This window comes from Spirosoma endophyticum (genome assembly GCF_900112365.1).
Lineage (GTDB): Bacteria > Bacteroidota > Bacteroidia > Cytophagales > Spirosomataceae > Spirosoma > Spirosoma endophyticum.
On record NZ_FOLQ01000001.1, the window covers coordinates 472,459 to 496,981 of the forward strand.

21 protein-coding genes and 1 riboswitch are annotated in these 24,523 nt (G+C 49.8%); of the genes, 9 read left to right on the top strand and 12 right to left on the bottom strand.

From position 1 onward, the window contains the following. Window positions 1-215 precede the first annotated feature (215 nt). The 9 genes from BM202_RS01795 to BM202_RS01835 all read left to right on the top strand — a co-directional run bounded on the left by BM202_RS01795 (window position 216) and on the right by BM202_RS01835 (window position 14,003). A complete protein-coding gene (locus BM202_RS01795; protein ID WP_093822749.1) occupies window positions 216-605 on the top strand; it encodes a LytR/AlgR family response regulator transcription factor in 390 nt (129 codons plus the stop codon). Window positions 606-890: 285 nt separating this feature from the next. Continuing rightward, window positions 891-3,026, top strand: a complete 2,136-nt coding sequence (locus tag BM202_RS01800) for a bifunctional aldolase/short-chain dehydrogenase (RefSeq protein WP_093822750.1) — start codon at window positions 891-893, stop codon at window positions 3,024-3,026. Window positions 3,027-3,095: 69 nt separating this feature from the next. After that, on the top strand, window positions 3,096-4,370 hold the full coding sequence (locus tag BM202_RS01805) for a sugar isomerase (RefSeq protein WP_093822751.1): 1,275 nt from the start codon (window positions 3,096-3,098) through the stop codon (window positions 4,368-4,370). Between the two features lie 101 nt (window positions 4,371-4,471). Further along, window positions 4,472-5,896, top strand: coding sequence for an FGGY-family carbohydrate kinase (locus BM202_RS01810; protein WP_093822752.1), 1,425 nt, complete (start codon window positions 4,472-4,474; stop codon window positions 5,894-5,896). Further along, a complete protein-coding gene (locus BM202_RS01815) occupies window positions 5,893-6,636 on the top strand; it encodes a (Fe-S)-binding protein (RefSeq protein WP_093822753.1) in 744 nt (247 codons plus the stop codon). The genes BM202_RS01810 and BM202_RS01815 overlap by 4 nt, the downstream gene beginning before the upstream one ends. Then, window positions 6,633-8,012, top strand: coding sequence for a lactate utilization protein B (locus tag BM202_RS01820; protein WP_093822754.1), 1,380 nt, complete (start codon window positions 6,633-6,635; stop codon window positions 8,010-8,012). The genes BM202_RS01815 and BM202_RS01820 overlap by 4 nt, the downstream gene beginning before the upstream one ends. After that, window positions 8,009-8,617 carry a LutC/YkgG family protein gene (locus BM202_RS01825; protein WP_093822755.1) on the top strand — a complete coding sequence of 203 codons (609 nt, stop codon included), beginning with the start codon at window positions 8,009-8,011 and terminating at the stop codon, window positions 8,615-8,617. The genes BM202_RS01820 and BM202_RS01825 overlap by 4 nt, the downstream gene beginning before the upstream one ends. Before the next feature lie 918 nt (window positions 8,618-9,535). Then, window positions 9,536-13,084 (top strand): GEVED domain-containing protein, encoded by a 3,549-nt coding sequence (locus BM202_RS01830; protein ID WP_177236482.1) that lies wholly within the window; start codon window positions 9,536-9,538, stop codon window positions 13,082-13,084. Between the two features lie 340 nt (window positions 13,085-13,424). Continuing rightward, window positions 13,425-14,003, top strand: coding sequence for a nitroreductase family protein (locus BM202_RS01835; protein ID WP_093822757.1), 579 nt, complete (start codon window positions 13,425-13,427; stop codon window positions 14,001-14,003). 39 nt (window positions 14,004-14,042) lie between these two features. Here BM202_RS01835 and cobC read toward each other — a convergent pair whose 3' ends face one another. The 12 genes from cobC to BM202_RS01895 form a co-directional block, all read right to left on the bottom strand. Next, the gene (gene cobC, locus BM202_RS01840; protein WP_093822758.1) at window positions 14,043-14,564 is read right to left on the bottom strand and encodes an alpha-ribazole phosphatase; all 522 of its coding nucleotides are present in this window, start codon (window positions 14,562-14,564) and stop codon (window positions 14,043-14,045) included. Then, on the bottom strand, window positions 14,549-15,340 hold the full coding sequence (locus BM202_RS01845) for an adenosylcobinamide-GDP ribazoletransferase (protein WP_093822759.1): 792 nt from the start codon (window positions 15,338-15,340) through the stop codon (window positions 14,549-14,551). Before BM202_RS01845 ends, cobC begins: the two co-directional genes overlap by 16 nt. Window position 15,341: 1 nt before the next feature. Then, window positions 15,342-16,373: a nicotinate-nucleotide--dimethylbenzimidazole phosphoribosyltransferase gene (gene cobT, locus BM202_RS01850; RefSeq protein ID WP_093822760.1), complete on the bottom strand. Its 1,032-nt coding sequence runs from the start codon at window positions 16,371-16,373 to the stop codon at window positions 15,342-15,344. After that, window positions 16,370-16,882: a bifunctional adenosylcobinamide kinase/adenosylcobinamide-phosphate guanylyltransferase gene (locus BM202_RS01855; protein WP_093822761.1), complete on the bottom strand. Its 513-nt coding sequence runs from the start codon at window positions 16,880-16,882 to the stop codon at window positions 16,370-16,372. Before BM202_RS01855 ends, cobT begins: the two co-directional genes overlap by 4 nt. After that, entirely contained in the window at window positions 16,879-17,463 is a 585-nt protein-coding gene (locus BM202_RS01860) for a cob(I)yrinic acid a,c-diamide adenosyltransferase (RefSeq protein WP_093822762.1), read from the bottom strand. Before BM202_RS01860 ends, BM202_RS01855 begins: the two co-directional genes overlap by 4 nt. 26 nt (window positions 17,464-17,489) lie before the next feature. After that, window positions 17,490-18,530: an ABC transporter ATP-binding protein gene (locus tag BM202_RS01865; RefSeq protein ID WP_093822763.1), complete on the bottom strand. Its 1,041-nt coding sequence runs from the start codon at window positions 18,528-18,530 to the stop codon at window positions 17,490-17,492. Beyond that, on the bottom strand, window positions 18,527-19,615 hold the full coding sequence (locus BM202_RS01870; protein ID WP_317039665.1) for an iron ABC transporter permease: 1,089 nt from the start codon (window positions 19,613-19,615) through the stop codon (window positions 18,527-18,529). Before BM202_RS01870 ends, BM202_RS01865 begins: the two co-directional genes overlap by 4 nt. A 5-nt stretch (window positions 19,616-19,620) precedes the next feature. Further along, the gene (locus BM202_RS01875) at window positions 19,621-20,847 is read right to left on the bottom strand and encodes an ABC transporter substrate-binding protein (protein WP_245776486.1); all 1,227 of its coding nucleotides are present in this window, start codon (window positions 20,845-20,847) and stop codon (window positions 19,621-19,623) included. Between the two features lie 30 nt (window positions 20,848-20,877). Next, window positions 20,878-21,080: riboswitch (cobalamin riboswitch) on the bottom strand. Between the two features lie 53 nt (window positions 21,081-21,133). Then, window positions 21,134-21,874 (bottom strand): alpha/beta hydrolase, encoded by a 741-nt coding sequence (locus BM202_RS01880; RefSeq protein ID WP_245776487.1) that lies wholly within the window; start codon window positions 21,872-21,874, stop codon window positions 21,134-21,136. Window positions 21,875-22,003: 129 nt separating this feature from the next. Next, window positions 22,004-22,579, bottom strand: a complete 576-nt coding sequence (locus BM202_RS01885) for an AAA family ATPase (RefSeq protein ID WP_093822765.1) — start codon at window positions 22,577-22,579, stop codon at window positions 22,004-22,006. After that, window positions 22,579-23,520 (bottom strand): adenosylcobinamide-phosphate synthase CbiB, encoded by a 942-nt coding sequence (gene cbiB, locus BM202_RS01890; protein WP_093822766.1) that lies wholly within the window; start codon window positions 23,518-23,520, stop codon window positions 22,579-22,581. The genes BM202_RS01885 and cbiB overlap by 1 nt, the downstream gene beginning before the upstream one ends. Further along, window positions 23,502-24,521, bottom strand: a complete 1,020-nt coding sequence (locus BM202_RS01895; protein WP_093822767.1) for a pyridoxal phosphate-dependent aminotransferase — start codon at window positions 24,519-24,521, stop codon at window positions 23,502-23,504. The genes cbiB and BM202_RS01895 overlap by 19 nt, the downstream gene beginning before the upstream one ends. Window positions 24,522-24,523: the final 2 nt, after the last annotated feature.

The following is a 24,523-nucleotide window of genomic DNA, read 5'->3' on the forward strand; positions in this document are numbered from 1 at the left end:
CCTAAATCTTCCCTGTATACTCTTCACAAAAACGTCAAAAGCCATTATTCATGTGCTTTAGGCAACATATGTTCGTTTAGACAACTTATTCACACCTCATGTTACAAATTTTATAGCCCTTGTTACGTACGAGCAAGCCTTAGGCAGACATTGGCTTTAGTATTGTGTCATCATTCAATAATGAATTATTGAAGTAACCTCCACAATCAAAGCTTATGACCTTTCTCTCGTTTTCAGTCCGTACTGCTCCGGCAGAATGGCCCCCTCTTAATCTCTATTTACGTGAAACGGGTCGGCAGGTTTTTCCTGTTGACGATTTGGTTTACCTACAGGCCGTAGCTAATTACAGCTGGCTAAACTGGGTAGACGGCCGACGCATGTTAATGCCCCGTACCCTGAAATATTATTCACCCAAACTACCAACGGAGCTATTTATCCGACTCCACCGGAACTGCGTTGTTAACCGCTCATTCGTTGAGCGTCTCGAACGTACCGAAACGGGTGGGCTTGTCCATTTGACAACAGGTGAAACACTGCCCGTTTCCCGTCGGCGATGGAGTATGGTACGTCGCCAACTGATCAACAACAGAACCCATCTGAATTAGTCAACGCGCATTCGCTTCTATCTTTTCACTTCATTAAAAAAACGCTGTGGCCACCATCGACCATAGCGTTTTTGTTTTTACCCCATTCACGAACCACTTTAAACTCAACTGGGCACAAAATTTCACGCTTATTTTTCGTCAATGTACTGACATCCAGAGCTATTCATTATCGTTGTTAGCTGGACAGGGTAAGTAGATGAAAGTATATAGTGTTGATCTGCTTATTTTTGTTAAGAAATTTAAAAATAATGGCATTTAAACAAGACTCCAACATAACTTAACCATATGCTTAGCACATCTAATACCCCCAAAGCTGAATCATTTCGGCACGTTAGCTACCTCTGGGACGATGCCAAGGCCGCCGAACTGGAAGGCGATGAAGTAGGCTTATTAATCTACCGGTCAAATTTGCTCGGAGCCGATCTGCGCCTAACCAATTATGGTGGTGGCAATACGTCCTGCAAGGCAATGGCCGAAGATCCGCTCACGGGTCAACTTACCGAAGTGATGTGGGTAAAAGGGTCTGGGGGCGATATTGGTACACTTAAGCGGAGTGGTCTGGCCGCATTGTATGTCGATCGGTTGCGAGCGCTCAAAAACCGGTATCGGGGGCTGGAGTTCGAAGACGAAATGGTGGAATTATTCAACCACTGTATCTATGATTTAGCGTCTAAAGCGCCGTCAATTGACACGCCACTGCATGGCTTTCTGCCATTCAAACATATTGATCACCTTCATCCTGACGCAGCCATCGCGATTGCGGCTGCCAAAGATGGTAAGCGGATCACCCAGGAGTTATTCGACGGTCAGATTGGTTGGGTCGAGTGGCAGAAACCAGGCTTCGATCTGGGCCTGCAACTGGAACAATGCCTGAATGAGAATCCGGGTATTCGGGGTATTATGCTCGGCTCGCACGGGCTGTTTACCTGGGGTGACACGGCCTATGAGAGTTACGTCAATACGCTGGAAGTGATTGAGCGCTGCGCTGAATATCTCGAAGAAAACTACGGCAAAAAAGGCCCGACTTTTGGCGGCCAGAAACTGGAAAGCCTACCCCAGGCCGACCGCTTGTCGCAGGCAGCAGCGCTGGCGCCGGTGCTACGTGGTCTGGCATCGGGTCAGAACCGGATGATTGGTCACTTCACCGACGATGCGCGGGTGCTGGAATACATTAACTCCAACGATCTGGAGCGGCTGGCCCCAATGGGGACCTCCTGCCCGGATCACTTCCTGCGTACTAAAATCAGCCCGTTAGTACTGGAACTGGCTCCCAACGAGGACCTGACCAATTTAGCCGCATTAAAAGACAAACTAAATCCCGCGTTTGCCGACTACCGGGCCATGTACACGGCTTATTACGAAACCTGTAAACACCCCAACAGTCCAGCCATCCGCGATGCCAATCCGGTGGTGATTCTGTATCCCGGTGTTGGGATGTTCACTTTTGCCAAGGATAAACAAACGGCGCGGGTAGCGGCTGAATTTTACATCAACGCTATCAACGTAATGAAGGGGGCCGAAGCCATTTCGGAATACACCTCCCTCCCACGTCAGGAAGCGTTTAATATTGAATACTGGCTCCTGGAAGAAGCCAAACTTCAGCGGATGCCAAAACCAAAGTCCCTGTCGGGTAAAATTGCCCTGATCACGGGCAGCGCAGGCGGCATTGGCAAAGCGATTGCCAAGAAATTTGCTCAGGAAGGCGCCTGCGTAGTGCTGAACGACATTAATCAGGAACGCCTGGACAGCGCCAAAGCCGAATTTGTTAGCACGTTCGGGAAAGATACCGTATCAACCACTACGTTAAACGTAACCGACTGGGCAAGCATCGAAGAAGCCTTCAAAGCAGCTAGTTTAGCGTTTGGTGGGGTCGATATCGTCATCAATAATGCGGGAATCAGCATCTCGAAACCCATTGCCGAGCACACGATTGAAGAATGGGACCGGTTGTATGACATTCTGGTGAAAGGCCAGTTTATGGTGACAAAAGCGGCCGTTGAGGTGATGCGCAAGCAGGATCTGGGGGGTGACGTAATCAACATCGTTTCTAAAAACGCTTTGGTAGCCGGTCCGAACAATGCAGGCTACGGGTCAGCCAAAGCCGCTCAACTTCACCTGAGCCGTTTGAATGCAGCTGAACTTGGCGCAGATCATATCCGGGTTAATACGGTTAATCCCGATGCCGTTATCTCCGATTCGAACATCTGGGCCGGTGGTTGGGCCGAAGGTCGGGCGAAAGCCTATGGCATTACCGTAGCCGAACTTCCAGCTTACTACGCAAAACGGACATTACTGAATGAGGTCATCTTACCGGATGACATTGCCAATGCCTGCTTCGCTTTCGTCGGTGGCCTTCTCAATAAGTCAACCGGCAACGTACTGAACGTAGACGGTGGTGTAGCGATGGCCTTTGTTCGATAAGTAATTGAGTGAAGAATGAAGACGGGGCCATCCCGTTTTCATTCTTCACGCCTTAAAGCTCCTACTCTTATGCAACTCGACACCAATTCCATTGACAATCATAATCAATCCCGGTTAAACGCTCACAAAAACAAGCTGTCGTACTGGGCCGACGAGGTTGAAAAAGCCGAAGCAACCATTCAGAAATTAATCGATTTCCAGATTGCGATTCCCAGTTGGGCGCTCGGCACGGGCGGCACTCGCTTTGGTCGATTCGCAGGCGGGGGAGAACCTCGAAATCTGGAAGAAAAAATTGCTGATGTAGGGTTGCTTCATGCCTTGAATCGCTCCAGCGGGGCTATTTCACTGCACATTCCCTGGGACATCCCAACCGATCCGAAAGCGATTCAGGAATTGGCGGGCCAATATGGTCTGGCGTTCGATGCGGTTAACTCCAATACGTTCCAGGATCAATCCGATCAATCGCTGAGTTATAAATTCGGGTCGCTACAACATACAGACGCGGCCGTGCGCCAACAGGCTATCGATCATAATATTGAGGTCATTCGTCACGGCGAAGCACTCGGCTCGAAAGCATTGACGGTGTGGCTTTCAGATGGCTCCAGCTTTCCCGGCCAGTTAAATTTCCGCAAGGCGTTTCAGCGCACGCTCGACAGCCTGGGTGAAATCTATGCAGCCCTACCCAGCGATTGGAAAATGTTTGTGGAGTATAAAGCGTTCGAACCTAATTTCTATTCCATGACCGTTGGCGATTGGGGCAGTTCATTCCTCTACGCCAGCAAACTCGGACCAAAAGCCTATACCCTGGTCGATCTGGGTCACCATCTGCCCAATGCCAACATCGAACAGATTGTTGCCATCCTGCTAAACGAAGGTAAACTCGGCGGTTTCCATTTCAATGACTCCAAATACGGCGATGACGACTTGACCGCAGGTAGCATTAAACCCTACCAGTTATTCCTGATCTTCAACGAATTGATTGAAGGAATGGATGCGCGTGGGATGAATCACGCCAGCAGTTTAGGCTGGATGATTGATGCCAGCCACAACGTAAAAGATCCGCTGGAAGATTTGCTCCAATCGGTGGAAGCGATTCAGCTGGCGTATGCACAGGCCTTGTTGGTCGATCGTGTCGCACTGGAAGAAGCTCGGGAAGCAAACGACGTAGCACAGGCGCAGGAAATTTTACAGGATGCGTTCCGCACCGACGTCCGCCCATTAGTCGCCGAAGCCCGGCTGCGGGTTGGTGGCGCTTTGCAACCATTAGCGCTTTACCGCTCGTTGAACATGCGCCAACAGTTAATTGGCGAACGCGGTGCCAAAGCCGTAGCAACCGGACTGTAAATGATATATGACGTATGATATAGGCTATATGGTAGAAAGACATACATCCTATATCATACGTCATATATCAACCTTTCTCTCTCCTACCATACATCAACCGTATGTCCAACCCGAACGCGGCCCCAACCCCAGTTATCGCCATTTTTGACATTGGGAAGACCAACAAAAAGCTGTTTCTTTTCAACGAACGGTATGAAATTGTCTGGCAGAAAACGGAGCAATTTGCCGAAGGTGTCGATGACGATGGGTATCCGTGCGAGAATCTAAAAAAACTCACCCGCTGGATCACGGCCTCCCTCGAAATAGTTATGGCACTCCCGGATTTTGATATACGGGCACTAAACTTTTCTACCTACGGAGCCAGCCTTGTCTATCTGGACCGGGAAAGCCGCCCAATTGGGTATCTGTATAACTACCTGAAACCCTTCCCGACTGACATCAGGAAGAAGTTTTACGATAGCTACGGCGACGAAGCCACCCTGTCGCTACAAACAGCGTCGCCCGCGCTGGACAGTCTGAACTCCGGTTTGATGTTGTACCGCATTAAATACGATAAGCCCAAGCTGTTTCGGCGAATCTGGTATGCCTTGCATCTTCCACAGTACGTGAGCTTTATCGTTACGCGCCAGGTCCTGTCCGACGTAACCAGTATCGGTTGCCACACCATGCTATGGGACTTTGACCAGAACCAGTACCATCATTGGGTAACAGCGGAAGGAATCGATAACATTCTGGGGCCATTATCTACGTCAGACAATGTGATGAATGCTACATGGTTAAACCACCCGATGAAAGTGGGGGTAGGTTTACACGATAGCTCAGCGGCTTTAATTCCTTATCTGGCCTCGTTTCAGGAACCCTTTGTCCTGATTTCAACCGGAACCTGGTGTATCAGCTTGAACCCGTTCAACGACAGCCCATTGACCGTCGAAGAATTACAGTACGATTGTCTGCGCTTTATGCATTACAAAGGGCGTCCTGTCAAGGCATCCCGCTTGTTTGCCGGATACGAACATGAGCAACAGGTGAAACGACTGGCGGAGCATTTTCAGGTAGACGTCAATTATTACTTCACCGTTGCGTATGAGCCAGACATCATCCATCACCTGCGTTCGCAGCGAATGGGTGGCGATTTTCACGGTGTAAAAGCACCACCCTTGCAGGAATCATTGTTTGCTTACCGGAATCTTGCCGATTTCAGTACGTATGAAGAAGCCTATCATCAGCTGATTCTGGACATTATGGCCCAGCAATTGATCTCAACGAATCTGGTACTGGCCAACTCGTCGACCCATCGAACTGCGGTGAAACGAATTTTTGTGGACGGTGGATTCGGAAAAAATACCATTTACATGCATCTGCTGGCCGCTGCTTTCCCCGAGATAGAGGTATTCGCGGCTTCGGTTGCACAGGCTACCGCGCTGGGAGCGGCTTTAGCCATTCATCACCATTGGAATACGCGCCCCGTACCAGGCGATTGTATTGAGCTGAAACATTATGCCGCGTTAGAACGGACAACGTTATGAAAGTGGGTCTATTCATTCCCTGTTACGTCGATCAGTTTTACCCAGGAGCGGCTATTGCCACTCTCGAATTGCTGGAAAAACTAGGCGTGTCGGTCGTTTTTCCGGCGGGCCAAACGTGCTGTGGCCAACCCATGGCCAACTCCGGTTTCGAGCATTTGACCCACACAGTGAATGAAAAATTCGTGAAGCAGTTTGGTGGTGTCGATTATGTAGTGTCACCGTCGGGTAGTTGCGTGTTGCACCTGAAAGAGCACCTGCATACCAACGACCGTCACGAAGCCGAAGCAACCATTTTACGAAGCCGCATTTACGAATTGACTGAATTCCTGACCGACGTACTGAAAATAAAGCAGTTAAACGCCCGCTTTCCACATCGGGTTGGCTTGCACCAGAGTTGCCACGGCCAGCGGGGACTGCACATCTCGCAGATGACCGAACTGGTGGCCCCGCCGTTTTCCAAGCCGGTTCATTTACTAAATCTGGTCGATGATCTGGAGTTAATCAATCTGGACCGCCCCGACGAATGTTGTGGTTTTGGTGGTACGTTTTGTGTAGTGGAAGAAGCAGTCTCGTCCAAAATGGGAAAAGACCGCGTAGCCGATCATCTACGGAATGGGGCCGAGTACATTACCAGTGCCGATATGTCGTGTCTAATGCACCTCGAAGGGCTGCTACGACGGCAAAAAAGTGAAACGAAGGTGGTTCACATTGCCGAAATACTCAACAGTAACGTATCATGAACACCAAAACCCTCGATCATCCCGAGTTGGCCGAACGCTTCAACCGCGACGAAGAACGCGTAGACTGGCATGATCAGACGCTATGGTGGATTCGCCAGAAACGGGATAAAGCGGCTCATACCTTACCCGAATGGGAAGCGTTGCGCGAAGCCGCTTCACGGATTAAGCTCAACGTACTGGATAATTTAGACGAGTACCTGGTTCAGTTTGAAGCTAATGCACTGAGCAACGGAATCATTGTGCACTGGGCCGCCGATGCGGCCGAGCATAACCAGATCGTTCATAAGATTCTGATTGACAATCAGGTAAGTCAGATGGTGAAGAGCAAATCCATGCTCACCGAAGAATGTCACCTGAACGAATACCTGGGCCATCACGGCATCGACGTCGTGGATACCGATCTGGGGGAACGTATCGTTCAACTGGCCGGTGAACCACCCAGCCACATTGTGTTGCCCTGTATTCACAAGAAGAAAGAAGAAATCGGTGAAATATTCCATCAGCATATGGGTACACCTGCGGGCTTATCTGACCCGCAAATGCTGGCGGGACTGGCCCGTACCGACCTGCGCGAGCGTTTTCTGACCCGTCGGGTGGCGTTAACGGGCGTGAACTTCGCCATCGCCGAAACGGGTGAATTTGTCGTCTGCACCAACGAAGGAAACGCTGATATGGGCGCTCACCTGGCCGATGTACACATTGCCAGCATGGGTATTGAAAAAATTATTCCCCAGCGCAAACATCTTGGCGTTTTTCTACGCTTACTGACCCGCTCGGCAACGGGTCAACCCATTACAGCCTATTCGAGCCATTTCAAGCGACCACGCGCGGGCCAGACGATGCACCTGATTCTGGTGGACAATGGTCGGTCGGTACATCTTGGTCGGGAGGATTTCCGCAACTCACTTAAATGCATTCGGTGTGGTGCCTGCATGAACACCTGCCCGGTTTACCGACGTAGCGGTGGGCATAGTTACCACAGCGCCATCAGCGGGCCCATTGGCGCGATTCTGGCGCCAAACCTCGACATGAAAAAACATGCTGACCTCCCCTTTGCCTCCACGCTTTGCGGGTCATGCAGTAATGTTTGTCCGGTAAAAATCGACATTCACCAGCAGTTGTATAAATGGCGGCAGGTCATCACGCAGGAAGGTGAGGCAAGTGCCGCAAAATCGGCGAGTATGCAGGTAATGAGTACTGTACTGTCTAATCACTGGATTTATAAATTCGGCGGCAGTATCGGTCGGAAATTTATGCAATGGTTTCCAGGCTTAGTGAGTAACAAGTTGAATCCGTGGTATAAACACCGCGAGATGCCGACTCCTCCCGAGCAATCGTTTCAGGAATGGTACGCTCAAAACCGAAAGAACCCATGAGCAGTCGCGACAACATATTGGCTGCCATCGGCAAAACAAAACGAAATGATCGGGAGCCATCTCCCCTGCCCCAAATCCCGACAAGTGACACGTTCAACGACCGCCTTATCGAGCGATTCAGCGAAACGCTGACCGGCGTTGGCGGGCAGGTCGTGCGTGTAACAGACTGGCTCGATATTATTCAGCACATTGAGCAAACGTATCGGCAGGTGTCCATTTCGCCTGCGCATCGCATCGTCACTACGTTACCCGAACTCTCGGCGGTGGCAGAGGTTGGCTGGTCCGGGCTCTCTCCGCACCTGCTGGCCGATGCCGATCTGGCTATTATCGGTGCCCATTTTGGCGTCGCCGAAAATGGAGCCGTCTGGCTCACCGAATCGCTGTTGGGACACCGTGCGGCTCCTTTCATCTGTCAACATCTGGCTGTTGTGCTGAATGCCAGCAACATCGTTCCAACCATGCATGACGCCTATGAACGTATCGGTGATGCTGAGTACGGTTTCGGTTTGTTTATGGCGGGACCCTCCAAAAGCGCCGACATCGAGCAGTCACTAGTCATGGGCGCCCACGGCCCCAAAACGATGACATTGTTTTTGATGGTATAAAACAGAAACAACATTACCCCCATTCGATACAGGCACTCCTTTCACGCTTGGGTGCTTTTGATTCTTAAAAAGCTACAGACAGTATTAGGCGGGCAATTGCCCGCCTAATACTGTCTGTAGTGAGATTGAAATTCACTTTATTACAAAATTCGTGGAGATTTTCGGTACGATGCCCGCTTCCGGAATCGAGGGTGGCCAAGCTCTTCTAGTGCCTGATCTTTCAGTTATTTACGGGTAAACGAATTGTCGTTTACAATCTGGTTCGTTCCATCTTTCTGTATATTGAGTAGATCTTCTTCGCCTAAAAATTCAATTTCCCCCAAGTTTCAGTCAAAGCAATCAAGGACATACTAGTTTATGATAGTTGTATATAGCATGCCTATATACAACTATCATGAAAGTAATATTTAATACTATACAGTGAGTAAGTACGATTTATTTTAACTAAATAGATATTTATGTTAGGTCTCTAACTAATAGGCAGTTAAAGTCTTACATAAAAAAGTATTAGTTTATATCTACTCTAAGAAGAATATAAGTATATATGTTTTTATACTATAGCTTTAAATTAACTTCTCTGTAAATAAATTAATTTAAAATTATCTGTTACTTAACTAATATTCTTTAGTCCTAGAAAAGATTAAAAACATCTAGGCTGGCCAGCTACCGAAACGAGTCTTTGCCTCTTATCGACTCCCTCATAAAGTGATAAGACGCCAATACCTCGACTTCACCTGTTTTTACTCAAATGTGTCATTGATATATGTTCCACATATTCTCTGTATAGAAATTTTCAACTTACTACGTATGCCAATCAAGCTTACTCGAAAGCCAGTTTTGTCAACTGGTATCAACTCCCGCTTTGCCAGAAGCAGGACAACACAGTTCAACCCTCTCACTAGTCTATCATCCAAGTGTATGCATTTATTGTTTACAACAAAAAAAATTAATCATAAACATCTGAATATCAGCAGATTTTATGTTATTTTACTAGCCCTGGCACTAGGAAACACCTCGTTCGCACAAACCGGTTACATTTACGTACACAAGAAAACGCTGAATGAAGAGTCCAGCCTTGATTTCCCGTTCACACTATCCGGTGGACCCACCACCGTACCCGCCTTTACATTAAATGATCAGCCAGCTAATGTAGCTCCTATTGATCTGGGGGCCGATCGGGCGGGGGGATTGTGGGCAGCTGCCGGTAGTAATGGTCTGTATTTTCGCCCGGCCGGTAGCCCCACCTGGACCCAAAAAGTAGCGGGCAACGTACAACGGGTAGATGGTGGACTAGCTGGTACATGCTATTATATACAAGCTAATTCAGTTTATTATTTTGATGGTACGAGTTCTACATTAATTGGCAAACCAGGCGGGGTAGACGTGACTGATGTTGCCAGCAATGGTCCAAATACGATCGTCTCGGATGCAAATGGATTGTTGTATCAGGTCAATTCAGGCGCTTTTGTACCGGTAGCTTTACCCACAGGCGTTCAGGCAACGTACGTTGATGTAGATGTAGCAGGGAATGTTTACCTCCGGGAAAAATCGACGAGCCTGAATGCAAATCAGGTTTCCAAACTGACGCCTTCCGGTGCATTTACTCCCTACGCTACCGGTGGTTTAGCAAGCACGGGCGACCTGGCCGTATCGGATGACGGGAGTATACTCCTTCAGGAATCTACTTTTGCCGGCTTTTTTACTGCTTATCGGTACACCGGCAGCACGTGGGTACTGGAACCCGAATCCAGAGGGATGAACGCGCTGACTGGGGGACCCGCCGGGCAGATGTGGGGCGGTTTTTCCCTTAGTGGCAAACCGAATACCATTCTTACCCGTACCTACACGGGCACGGGACCAAGTAGTGCAGCCTCGGCTTTTTGGATCGATGACGAACGAGTACGCACGAGCCATAATGACAACTCCTTGATGATTCCGGTGGCACCGGGCACTTATTCATTGGCCGAATCCATTCCATCGGGTTGGGATGTGACGAATATAACGATCTACGATCCTTCTAACAACTCGACATCCAATGTGACCGACGGTACGGCCAGTATCAAAGTGTCAGCGGACGAAGTTGTCCACGTCGTCATGGAAAATACGCTCTTTCAGATCACGACAGTGGCCTCAAACTGTGGGAATACCTTTACCGAGACATTCGGCACGGGGGCAGTGGGTACCGTTGGCGCACCGCTTACGGGTCTTACCTCCTATCACCGCGCTACGTCCGTTCGACAGGTTCAGGACGGCGAATATTCGATCATCAGCCGATCGCAGGATGCCAGCTACGGGTCCATGTTTGACCATACCAGTGGAGATGGTACCGGACGACTGCTCCTGGTCAATGCATCGTACGCCAAAGATATTTTTTATATCCGACAGTTCACCGGCATGGTCATCGGGGCCAGCTATGACCTCAGCCTTTGGGCCGGTAGTGTGAGTGGCGGACTTAACCCTAATATCAATATGGAGGTGTATAATTCGGCAGATAACTCCCTGTTAGCCTCAACCGCTACGGGAGATATCACGACGGACAATACCTGGTTCAACTTTCACTTGCCCTTTACGCCCACCACGCCCGACATTTACATTGTTCTACGCAATAATAATATTGGGGGCGATGGCAATGACCTGGTAATTGATGATATTTCGTTTGGCCTGACCTGCGACCACGGTGATGCGCCCGCCAGTTATGGCACAACCAATGCGAATCTTGGCGTAGGTCATATCATTACACCCTCCCTCACCATTGGCGCTACCGTTGATCAGGAACCCGATGGTATTCCAGGCTCTACGGCACTGGGCGATGATCAGAATGGCAGCGATGACGAAGATGGGGTGGCTTCCTTTCCAGCCATTAATGTCAACACGACTAGTTACGACCTGACCGTAACGGTAAATAATACGATCGGGACAGAGGCCACCCTATCGGGCTGGATCGACTTCAACCGTAACGGTACATTTGACGCGGGCGAACGGGCTCAGGCTATTGTGGCCAGCAACGCGACGAGTGTAACCCTACATTGGACAGGACTCAGCGGGCTTTCGGCAGGTCTCACGTATGCCCGCCTGCGCCTGGCTACGTTAGCTTCCGATGTTGCCTTACCGACCGGCGCGGCCGACAATGGGGAAGTCGAAGATTACAGCCTGGCTATCAGTCTGAACATTAGTGGTATGGTTTATAATGATGCGAATGGCCTGACCGATAATACGGTGTCTGGTACGGGAACCAATGCGGGTGGCCTCAATGCCATATTATATGATAACACAACGGGTCAGGTAGCCGCCATAGTACCCGTTGCCGCCGATGGTACGTATAGCTTTACGGCCACGGCCAGCGATAACTACAGCGTCTACGTCACGACCAATACCGCGACCGTAGGATCAACAACGGTTCCGACAGTTGCCTTGCCAACTGGCTGGGTAAGCACAGGAGAGCACCTGGGCACGGGTACCGGCAATGATGGCACTGTGAATGGGATACTGCCTTTGGGCGTCGTGAACACGACGCTGACCAATGCCGATTTTGGTATCGAACAACTGCCAACCGCTGGTAAAGGGGCCAATACGGTAAGCAACGCCGGGGGGATGAGTCCAGTAGTCGCGCCCGCCAATACGTTCACGAATACTACGCTCTCCAGCGATGTAACGCCGGGCATGGTGACCAGCATTCGCATCTCGGCGTTCCCCAGTAATACCACGAGTTTGACTATTAATGGCACGGTGTATACGGCTTCTTCGCCCGAGTTTTCGGGGGCTACTCCAACTGGCGTAGTGATTCCGACCGACGGTAGTGGCAATCCGACGGTAGCGATTGCGGTAGACCCGACAGTCGATGCGAATCCGGTCATTATTCCATACAAGGCCATTGACAATGCTGGCAAGGAATCAACCAATATCGGTACCGCTACGTTGAATTTTATACCCCCTGCTATGCCGGTTCATCTGGTCAGTTTCCAGGGCAAGTGGGTTGAAGGTTCGGGCAATGAGCTAAGTTGGGTTACTTCCTGGGAGAAAAATAATGACCACTTCGACTTGCAAAGCAGCTCGACCGCCAAGTCGTTTGAATCGATTGGCCGGATTACCGGAAAAGGCACGACCAACGCCCTTCAGACTTACACGTTTGTCGATGCACAACCACTGGCAGAACTGACCTACTACCGCCTGAAGCAAGTTGATCTGGATGGTAGCATTAGCTACTCACCCATTATCGGTGTTCGCCGGGGTGCAGTCGAGAATTCCCTGGTCGCTTATCCAAATCCAACATCAGACAAGCTTCGTCTAACACTCCCTAACCAGGTTATTACGGAAATGAACCTGTATACCCTGACCGGTGAGCAGGTGCTGCATCAGGTAGGTAGTACGCCCTTGGTAGATGTGCAGCGCTTACCAACGGGAATGTATGTGATCGAAGTAAAAACAGAGGTGGGAACGGTGTATCGTCAACGTTTTATCAAAAATTAACCGACTACAATCGGATTTAAACAAACCGATTGTACAAACGGTACATCGACATCGTAAACAATTATTTCTGTTTACGATGTCGATGAGATTCAATAAAAGTGTGTGAAGTAGATTTGTTTATGGGATTTTTTAAAAGCTACTGGTTTTACTAGTAGCTTTTTTTGATTTTACCGAAGTTGAAAAGAAGAGCCTTTAGGAATACAGTTAAGCTCGAAAACTATACCCATATTCTGGCAAAAATGGTGATCTTGCAACAGTAGTGCCAACGGTATCGGTCACTATCTTTAGAAAGGGTTTACAGTAGTGGGACAAAAGCAAAATTGACCTAATAAAAACACGCATGAACCAATCAGTAGAGGTTATAAATCAGCTTATTCGCAGCCGCCGAAGCATTTTTCCACCCGATTATATCGAAAAAGAAATTCCCCGCGAGGTTATTGAAGCGATACTTGAGAATGCCAACTTCGCTCCTACCCATCGCCTGACGCAACCCTGGCGGTTTACTATTTTCCGGGGTGCAGGCCTGGCAAAACTCGCCGATTTTTTAGGCGAAACGTATCGTTCGCAAACCCCCGCGGAGAGTTTCACAACGACTAAATTTGAAGGACTACGTAGCAAAGTACTGAAATCCTCCTGCGTGCTGGCCATCAATATGGAACTACACCCCGAAAAAATACCGGAATGGGAAGAACTGGCGGCAGTAGCTTGTGCGGTTGAAAATATGTGGCTGACCGCTACGGCTTTAGACGTTGGGGCCTATTGGAGCACACCGGGAAACTTACCCGCCTTGAGTGATTTTTTGGGATTAGGTGAACATCAAAAATGCGTCGGTCTGTTCTATATGGGCTACCATACTGCGAAAGAAAAACCCGCCATCCGCAAACCCATCGAAGAAAAATTAACATGGGTTGAGGCCTAAAACGATGACCTCAATGAGGTCTCCAAGACCTTATTGAGGTCAATTCCTTATTACCACTACGTCCCCATAGGCTACCTTAATCTCAAACGCCGACGCGAGCGGCATTTGTTTTTCTTCCGCCAGTAAAAGCCGAATGACACCTCCGTGTGTGACAACCGCTACGCGCTGATGGCTTGTTTTTAGCAAATCCTGCCAGAAATGAATCACCCGTTCGTGCATCTGCGCCATGCTTTCGCCACCGGGTGTGGATACATTCACAAAATCATCCATCCAGGCTTGTGAGTCCCTCTGGTCGATAGTATCCCAGGTTTTGCCTTCCCAATTACCGAAGTCTAATTCACGCAGGCGGTCATCAATGATAAAAACAGAAGCGAGTCGCTCAGCTAATCGTGTGCAACGTAGTGACGGACTCGAATAAACAGCCTCGAAAGTGAGCGGGAGTTTTTGTTTTACGGTTTCCAATTCGTCCAGAAAGCTATCGGTCAAATCAACGTCCAGGTGGCCATAAATCAATCCCGGTGTGATGGCTGGGGTTGTGTGCCGGATCAGATAGACTTCCACAGAATGGCGACGAAAAGGTAAAAACCGACTTCACAGACTTGTTGTGTAGCCCCCATACAGTCGCCGGTATAGCCGCCAATCCACTTCGTAAAATACCAGCCCAAATAGACTTTCAGGCCATACATTGGCAAGACAACGACCGAAAGGATGGGTGTTTTAAGGACGAATGCCAAACCCAAAAGTGGGATAATCGCAATAAAACCCGCAATCAGCAACGTAGTGATGTTACCCGCCTGTGCAACCGGCTTGGCTTTACTATCCGCCGAATCGCGGGCGTAGGTATGTGTAAAAATGAACGTAGCGGCCATAAACCGGCTTAAAGAATGGCCGCTTATCAGGAACAAAAAGAGCACCAGTGGCTGATTCAACAGGTACGGAGCAACGTTCATTAACAGGCAGAATTTCAGACCTAACAGCAACAAAAGTCCCACCATACCGTAGGTACCGATGCGGCTGTCCTTCATGATTTCCAGGATTTTTTCTTTCGTCCAGCCACCCCCGAAACCGTCGCATACATCGGCAAAACCGTCCTCGTGGAAAGAGCCGGTAAGTAAAACAGATGCAATCATGGAAAGTAGCAATCCAGTTGGCGCATCAACCAGATACGTACCAATCAGCCACATTGCTCCGGCCAGTAATCCGACCAACCAACCAATCAGAGGGAAATAGCGCGTCGCCTGATTCAGCGCTGTTTCCGAATAGCCGACCCATTGCGGAACGGGCAGCCGCGTATAAAACTGGAGAGCCGTGAAAAATAACCGGAGTTCGTGTTTCATGTCAGTCGTTGCGGCTCACGCTGGCACTCTCGAACGAAGCCATTTCGTTAAGAAACGCCACCGCACTTTGTAACAATGGATACGCCACTGCGCAACCCGTTCCCTCGCCCAGTCGCATAGCCAACTGCAAAAGTGGTTCAGCACCTAATTCGGCCAATAGCCGGGCGTGGCCTTTTTCGCCGGATTGATGGCAGAAAACAGCGTTTTCTTTTATCGCTGGATTTAACCTGAGCGCACACAGAAAAGCAACGGATGCAATAAATCCATCAACCATCACCACCATTTGCTGCTCGGCGGCTTCCAGAAAGGCCCCGCACATCATCGCAATGTCAAAGCCCCCAAACGTTTGCAAGATTTGCGTAACATCGCTGCTACCCACGTTATGGTGATACGCTAATGCCTGACCAAGTAGTGATACTTTATAATCATATTGTTCGTCAGTCAGCCCCGTCCCTCTGCCGACGCATTCGTCGATAGGAATATTCAGCAGTTTGCTCATCAGAACCGAAGCCGACGACGTATTGCCAATGCCCATTTCGCCGAAGCCAACAACATTACAACCCGTTTGCTGAATTTGCCGCACCAGCTCCCGACCTTTTTCGATACATCGCTGGCATTCGTCGGCCGTCATGGCTGGCTGGCTTAAAAAGCTTTGGGTGCCGTAGTTGATTTTCGCATTGATCAACGTATCTGTAGGCTCAAAATCATGATCGACGCCCGCGTCAACCAGCCAAAGATCGATGCCGTGCTGCCGGGTGAACACATTGATGGCGGCCCCGCCATGCAGGAAGTTTAGCACCATTTGATACGTCACTTCGGATGGATACGCACTGACACCTTCGCGGGCAATTCCATGGCTGGCAGCAAACACAACCAAATGAGGATTAACCAGTTGAGGTGATGCCGTTTGCTGAATGAGGGCAACTTGCAGCGCCAATTCTTCCAGTTTACCCAAAGCGCCCAATGGTTTTGTTTTGTTATTGATCTTGTCCTGAATTTGCTGCCGGAGGATGGGTTGTATGGGTACGTTCATGCGTTATTTTTCAGGTATACAGGCAATCCGGAAACCATAAATATGGCTTCGTCGGCCTGGGTTGCTACGTATTGATTGGCCCACCCCTGCAGGTCGGTGAATTTCCGCCCAATGGCCGTCTCGGCATGAAGACCCATCCCAATCTCGTTGGAAATGATAATAAACGTGCCCGACAATGCCCGAAGCGCGTCGATTTCTGCTTTGAAAGCGGCCAGGGATAAATCAATTGTACTATCGAACGCCATAAACAAATTCGTCAGCCAGAGCGTCACGCAGTCAATGACGACGACTCTATTTTCTAACGGAAGCTGGTATAAATCGCACTCCGCTTCGTAGGTCGTCCATTCCGGGCCTCGTTCATTTCTGTGTTGTTGCACCCGTTCCGCGAAATCGTCGTCCCAGATTTTGGCCGTTGCTACGTAGACGGGCTCCGCGCTTAGTTGCAGCGCCCGCTCCTGCGCGAACCGACTTTTGCCGCTACGTGCGCCCCCCGAAATATAAATAATCATCCGACGCTTTCCTGCTTAAATCGCTTGTATAGAAACAGTTGCCATTTTTCTTCTGCGACTCCGGCTTTATCCATTTCGGCGCGGGCCAGTGTAAAGAACAGGTCCGACAACCGGTTTATGTAGGCTGGAATGGCTTCGTAAACCGCATCCGTTTTACGTAGTGACGTCAATCGCCGTTCGCCCCGGCGCATCTGCGTCCGCACGACATGGCACAAGGCCGAAATTTCATTCCCGCCCGGCAACAGAAAATAATCCGATGGCGACGACATGGCGGCTTCGAGGTCGTCAATCCAGGTTTCGCAGAATTCGGCACCATCTTCGGGCATCGGATTCTTGTTTTCCTTTTTGGCGTCAGACGGCCGGGCCAGGTGCGACATCATGTCCATCATGTCTTTCTGAACTTTGTGCAGATTCGCCTGCCATTCATGGTCATTCCCCAGCTTGACCCGTAGCAATCCAATCGTCGAGTTGGCTTCGTCCAGCGTACCAATGCATTCCACGCGTACGTCGTCTTTATCGACCCGGCTCCCGCCAAACAAGCCCGTGGTTCCTTTGTCTCCTTTCTTCGTGTATATTTTCATCAGATCAATGATTGTAAGGTAATAAGCTATAAATCAGCCGAAACGTGTTTCAACTCCTGCAATGAAGTCAGTACGTCGGCCAAGGTGGTATAGTCAGTACGTATCTTATCTCGGGTAACGACCCAGTGTGGTTTTCCCGCTACATCCAGCGTTTCAATTAGGCAAATGGCGTTATCCGATGCGCCGATCACAAAGCCTTCACGCTGCAACGCCCGGCCTGTCCAGAACGCCAGACTTCCCGTGCCATCAAGGGAAACTGAAGGCCCACTAGCTTCGTTGTGTATGGCAAATGTGCCCGTTGTCCGGTCAAAGTGGAACCCGTTTTTGGCAAAAGCAGCTTCAAACGTGCCGTTCAGAACCAGATCTTCGGGAACGCCCATGTTCATCTCGCCAGTCTGCCGAATGAGCCACAACTGATCGGCGGCTTGCAGGGCCAGGTCAAGTTCGTGAGTTGACAGGAGAATGGCTTTGCCTGTTTGTCGGGCCAGTTGGTGTAGTAACCGCATCATTTCCACCCGATTAGGCAAGTCCAGATGGGCAGTTGGTTCGTCCAGCAAAATCAGGGGTGTATCCTGAGCCAGCGCCCGGGCCAGCATCACTTTCTGCCGTTCACCGTCGCTCAACTGATGCAACCGTCGTTGTCGGAAATTCACCGTTTCCGTCACGTCCATTGCCCAGTTCACCTGCTCTTTATCCTGTTGAGTTAAGGCTCCCAACCAGCCCGTATAGGGTGTACGACCCAACGCAACCAGTTCTGAAACAGTTAGGTTACCCGCTTCAACCCGTTCGGTCAGGACCAGGCTTAACTGCTGTGCCAATTCGACCGGCGCTAACGTCTGCATCGGTTTTCCGGCAATCGTAATCACGCCGGCCAGTGTCGGCTGAAGCCCGGCCAGGGTTCGCATCAGCGTTGATTTTCCCGCCCCATTGGGTCCAAGCAAACACACCAGTTTTCCCGGCCACAGGTCCAGGTCCAGCGAATGTGAAATAGGAGTAACCGGCTGATTACTGGACGAATACCCGATCGTCAGCGCACGGGCGGAGAGCAACGGCAGCGTTTCGTTCATGAGAATGAGGACCGAAGGTTGTTTCGACTAACGATGATCCAGATAACGACCGGAGCCCCCAGCAGCGACGTAACAATATTGATCGGCAAGACAGCGCCGGTGCCCGGCAATTGTGCAATGCTGTCACAAACCAGTAGCAGTATTGTGCCGACCAGACACGTAGTGGGAATCAGAATCCGGTGGTCGGACGTACCAAGCAGGGATCGGGTGATGTGCGGAACGGCAATACCCACAAAGCCAATCGGTCCGCAAAACGCCGTAATGCTTCCGGTTAACAAGCTGGTACTAAGCAGGATAATCAGCCTCGATCGGCCTACTGTCAGGCCCATGCTACGGGCGTAATTTTCGCCCAACAGCAGGGCATTAAGCGCTTTGGAAGATACAAACGCCAGCAACAAGCCGACGATGACGACCCCCGAAAGAACGTAAAGATGAGACTGCACGACTCCCCCCAACGACCCAAACGTCCAGAGTAAATATTCCTGAAGTTGTTCGGGTTGACTGAAATACTGCCAGATGCTGATCAGCGAAACGGTAATGGTGCCCACCATGACGCCCACAATCAGGAGCACTACGTTATCCCGCAATCGTCCGGCAATGAGCAGCACCAGCAGCAAAACCAGCGCAGCACCCAGCGAGGCCATGAGTACCAGTAGCCAACTGCCCGAAACGCCCAACTCCCGGATGGCGTACAAACTCGCACTGCCACCCCCGCCCAGCATCACAACGGCCACGCCCAGGCCCGCTCCAGCTGTTATGCCCAGCTCGGCCGGCCCCGACAGCGGATTTCGGAACAACGTTTGCATCTGTAACCCACTCACCGACAGGCCACAACCGACCAAAATAGCCGTTATGGCTTTGGGCAGTCGTATTTTCTGGACGATGTACAGCCACGCCCGATTCTCGGACTCACCTTCGAAAACGATCCTGGCTACTTCTTTCAGTGGAATACGTACCGAACCTAGCGTGATATCCAACAGAAAAAATAGGATGACAAAACCAAAAAGTACCATAATGACGATCCGATTACGCTGGGGCCAGAACGACCGGGGTTTCTGCGCATCGGTTGGGGAAGAAATCGACACGCCCATCACTTGATTTGCTTGTAATAGACCAGTTCGTGCTTTGGCAGCAGATCAGGATGCAGGATTTTTATCAGATCGGCCAAAACGAGTTGCGGATTCACCGCGCCGGACTCCCAGAACGCATTGGAGCCGCGCTCGTTTATCTGTTTACCATAGCTGTAGATCCGTCCGGCTTTAAAAGCCTTGAAATCAGCGTAGCGAGCATCTTTTGCCAGAATATCCTGTTTGGATTCCAAGTTACCAATCCCCACATTGAGCCAGAAATCAGCATTTAAGGCGATGGGATAAACAGCTTCAAAGTTCAGCGGCAAACTCCCGGTGGCTTTGGTTTTGCTCCAGTGATACGTACCGCCTGCATCCTGAAAAAATTTCGTCATGTAGCTGTCACCGTCGGGTACGAACCAGGCATCTTTGGAATTAATGCCGCTAATCAGGCTGGGTTTTGGCGAAATAGTACGTGTCAGCGCCGTTAGTCGGTTGTATTCCTTCTCGACCTGGGCGAATTTCTGATTGACTTCTTTCTCTTTGTTGAGCAAAGCTGCCATTAATTTAACCCACTCGGCCCGGCCCAACGGTGTCGTCTCGACCCATTCCGAGTTGATCAGGACAGGCACGCCCGCTTCGTTCACCGTTGCATATCGATCCATCCGGGCAACGGGGCTCCCCATTGCCATCAGCAAATCGGGATGCATCGTGATTAGCTTTTCCTCGTTAATGGACTGTCCTTTGCCTAGCTCGGCAATTTTACCCGCCTTAATACGCTCGATCACCTTCGGCGACGAAACGTATTTCAGGTCGCCTAACCCAACCAGTACGTCCTCAGCATCCAGAAAGCCGACCAAGCCTACGTGCATAGACGACATGGCTACTAGGTTACGTATTGGAATTTCGATGATCTGATGGCTGGAAAATCCTTTCGGATGGGCGGTACCGCGCTGAACGAGGGCGTAGCGAACTGTGTCGGCTGTTTTTTCAAAGGGACTGACAATCGTAACAACTTTATAATTCGTGAAGTACTTGATTGAAAAGCCTTTGGCGTAATGAATGACAGCTTTCTCGCCCACGTATTCTTTCTGGGTTTGGGGAGACTCGGCCTGTTCTGTTAGTGTAGCCGATGCACTACAGCCAAAAAAAAGCCAGTGAACAGCTAAAAAGAAAAGAGAGGAACGTAACATCGGCCAGATACGGCTTTTCTGCTCCGCCCGTGGAAAGGGGATTGTTTGTATCGTCATTAGTATACGAGCTTTTCCTCCGAAAGCTGTTTGTGTATGTTTATAAAGGCAGGTCTTCTGACTTCCCCATAACCGACGACCTTCCCATTTCCAAAGAAACAGTGGCGCATGTATGTCGGTCATTTCTACGGAGTTACAGCAGCGGAGACTGTTCCGGACTTACACCGGCATTCCCTTTTCGAGCAAACAGACCAACCCTGGTCTGTATTACTACCTTTATAGCCGTCAAAATTACTCCGATTTGCGGGCTTAAAAAAGTGGAGATAATATTGGCCGCTGCGCTTGGTTAGGATTTCAGCAGTTGAGCAATAAGTCGCTCTGTTAGCCGATGCGTCAAAATGGTTTGGTGACTGGCACCGGGGATGACTACAAATTGGTCTTTTTTGGTCAGCGAATGGTTCAATTGATAGGCCAGACTATGCTTATTTTCGGTGCTCACCACGACAACCGGCCGCCGGGTCTGTTGCACGTCCTTTTCTGTTGGAAACAGAAAATCCGTGACGGAGGGGAATGGGAAATAGACAACATCGGCAACTCGGTCGCTGAAGTCGCCCCCCTGCGAAGCAGGGTCGATCAATAAGGTCAACTTCGGCCTGTTATTGGCCGCCAAATGAGCCGCCACCCGTCCACCCAGCGAATAACCAATGATAACGATCTTGTCTTCCGGATAACGCTGTTTCAGCGAGTCATAAACAGCTTGTGCATCACTGTAAAAGTTTGCTAACGTAATGGCTCCTCTACTTTTACCATGTTGCCGGTAATCTGTGATGAGCACATCGTAATGAAGTCTGAGAAACGCAGTTGCCATTTTCCCCCAATTTTCCAGCGTGCCACCATTACCTTTCCAAAAACAGACCACGCCTTTCGACTGGGAAGCTTTGAAAAGAAGTGCATTCAACAATCCTGCCTGTGGCGTTTTAATGGTCAGTTCCTCAAACGGTTGCCCAAAACTAAATTTGTAATCTGAAGGAAGCGAACTGGATCGATAGCGATTTGCCTGCTCTGGCCTAGCGGAGTATAAGAACAAGTAACTTCCTGCGTAACAAAAAATAAATAGCATCAGCCCGGTCCATAGCCATCTTCTCCGATTTATTTTATTCATTTCCTTACGTCTGATATGGCGAAACTCAAAAGTAAGACAATGATAGACAAGCCATTACTTAAGAAACGTTAAATCTTCCTGGTTGCTACGTTCAACCCACGGTGCAATCGCCTTCTCTACAAACTCAACCCGTTTGTTAACCGACACAAGGGGAAGTTCGATGATCTCAAACCCGAGTGATCGATACGTTGCCACCAATGCCTGATGTAACGTAGTGGCTTCGGTAAAAGTCTGCCAGCGTTCGTTATCATTAACATAAATAGCCTCCCAGGGCGGAGCCATGAACACCCGTGGATGATAGGCATACCGCTTAACGGCCTTATAATAGATTTCATCAACGGGCAGCCCTCCAGTTTCCAAATAGGCAATAATATCTGGAATAGCCCGGTCAAAAAACGTAACCTTCTCGTTATCTGATGCCTTCTTAAAATCAAGAATCATACGATCCAGTGTCCTTCGGGCAAAACAGGAAAGATCCAGCCACGGAAGACAATGACTACCAGCAGCTACTTCCTGCTGAATCAACTGCCGCGATACTTCGCCTACACAACAAAACGCCTTGTCTCGCAACGCTTCCAGCAACGTACTCTTACCAGCACCCGGCCCGCCAGAAATAATAAACTTAAGCATCAGGCACGTAGTAAAAGATAGAGGCCACAAATCCCAAGCACCATACAGAAACAGCTTAACTGGTTGATGGTGCTGGCCCGATTGATTTCCTGCGGCTCAATTCGTCGCTCCCACTCGCCGATGAATGGCTTTTCTACCAGAATGCCGTGGTAGACATTGGGTCCACCAAACCGACAGTTGAGAATGCCCGCCAAAGCCGCTTCGGGATACCCTGCGTTCGGGCTTTTATGCCGACTTCCATAGCGAAGTATAAATTGAAATCCACGAGCGCTACCCGTCACGAGCACCATTAATAGCGCCGTCAGTCGGGCGGGGATAAAATTCACTACGTCATCCAGCCGGGCAGCAAACTTACCAAACTGTTCGTATCGGTCGCTTCGATAGCCTACCATCGAGTCCATCGTATTGATTAATTTGTAGGCCATCATACCCGGAACACCCGCCAATGCGTAAAAAAACAGGGGGGCAATAACGCCGTCGCTGAGATTTTCGGACATCGTTTCCAGGACAGCAATGCGAATTTGCTGCGCACTTAATCGGGACGTATCACGCCCCACAATGCGGGAAAGTTGCGCCCGCCCGGCGTCGAGTCCGTCAGCCTGCAAGACCGAAAATACCTTTTGCCCTTCCGTTATCAGACCTTTGTTAGCCAATCCATACCAAATCCATACGCCATTCATGGCAATATACAGCCAGGGATGAATGGAAAGGATCAGCCGATTCAACGTAGCAAAGAAGAGATAGATACCAATGCAAAGCCCAACCGTTAGTAACGCGCCCTTTAAAAAACGAACTGTTCCTTGATTCAACAAACGCTCGCCGTTGGCGATCAGCGTACCGAAAACCCGAACGGGATGGGGCCAGTTTTCGGGGTCGCCAATCAGCAAATCCAGTACGTAGCCAATGACCAATGGCAACACAACTAACATTGTTTTTTCCATTCGGTCAGGGCATTAATCAGCAGATCGTTTTTATCGGGCGTGAGCGTTGCCACCCGGAAATGACGTTTGTTTAGCCCTCGAAAATTACTTGCATCCCGAATTAGAAGGCCATGCTTCTCCACTAAAAAACGTTTCAAATCAGCCGCTGTTCTCACCAACGTTTCGGCGATAAAGAAATGGGTTTGGCTGTCATAAACGCGAATGGAATCGTTCTGGTGCAGGTTTCGGACGAAGGTTTCTTTGTCGGCCAGTAAGTTGGGTAAAGGCAACTGGATGTGGTCAAAATGATCGAAGATGAATCGCCCGGCTTCCAGCGCCAACGTATTAACGGTCCACGGTTGCTTGACAGCTTTCAACTGGTCGATGATAGGTGGCGAACTCACTACGTAGCCCAGCCGCAAACCCGGAATGGCGTAGGTCTTCGTCAATGAGCGCATAACCAGCAGATTGGCGTGGCGATTCAGCAACGGGATGGCTGTTGTCAGGCTGTTGGTGAAATCAATAAAGGCTTCGTCAACCACAAAAAGTGTTTGCGGATTCTGCGTAATCCACTTGTCCAATCGCTTAAAAACAGCTCCCGTTGGGTTGTTTGGATTACAGATAAAAACCAGATCGCTCGCAAGTTGGGGCAGCGTCGCCAGTGTATCCCAGTCAAGAAACGAAAGCTGATGGCCGTGCATCTGGCAGGCGTCTTCGTACTCCGCAAAAGCTGGTACCACAATGGTAGTTTTCCTGCCGGAAAATGCCTGCGCAATCAGGTAAATACTTTCGGTTGTGCCACTATTAACCAATACCTGTTCACTCAAAACCTGGTGATGTTCAGCAGTCTGTTTAGCCAGGGATTCGGCCAGCACTTCCGGGTAGCGATTGATACGTCCCCACTGATTGAAGAGGTATTCTTTCAACCCAATTGGCTCGCCACCATACCAGACGTTCGTGCTGAAATCGGCTTTTATTTCATTTGCGTAGCGATAGCCATCGTCGCCATGTCCCTGTAGCATAT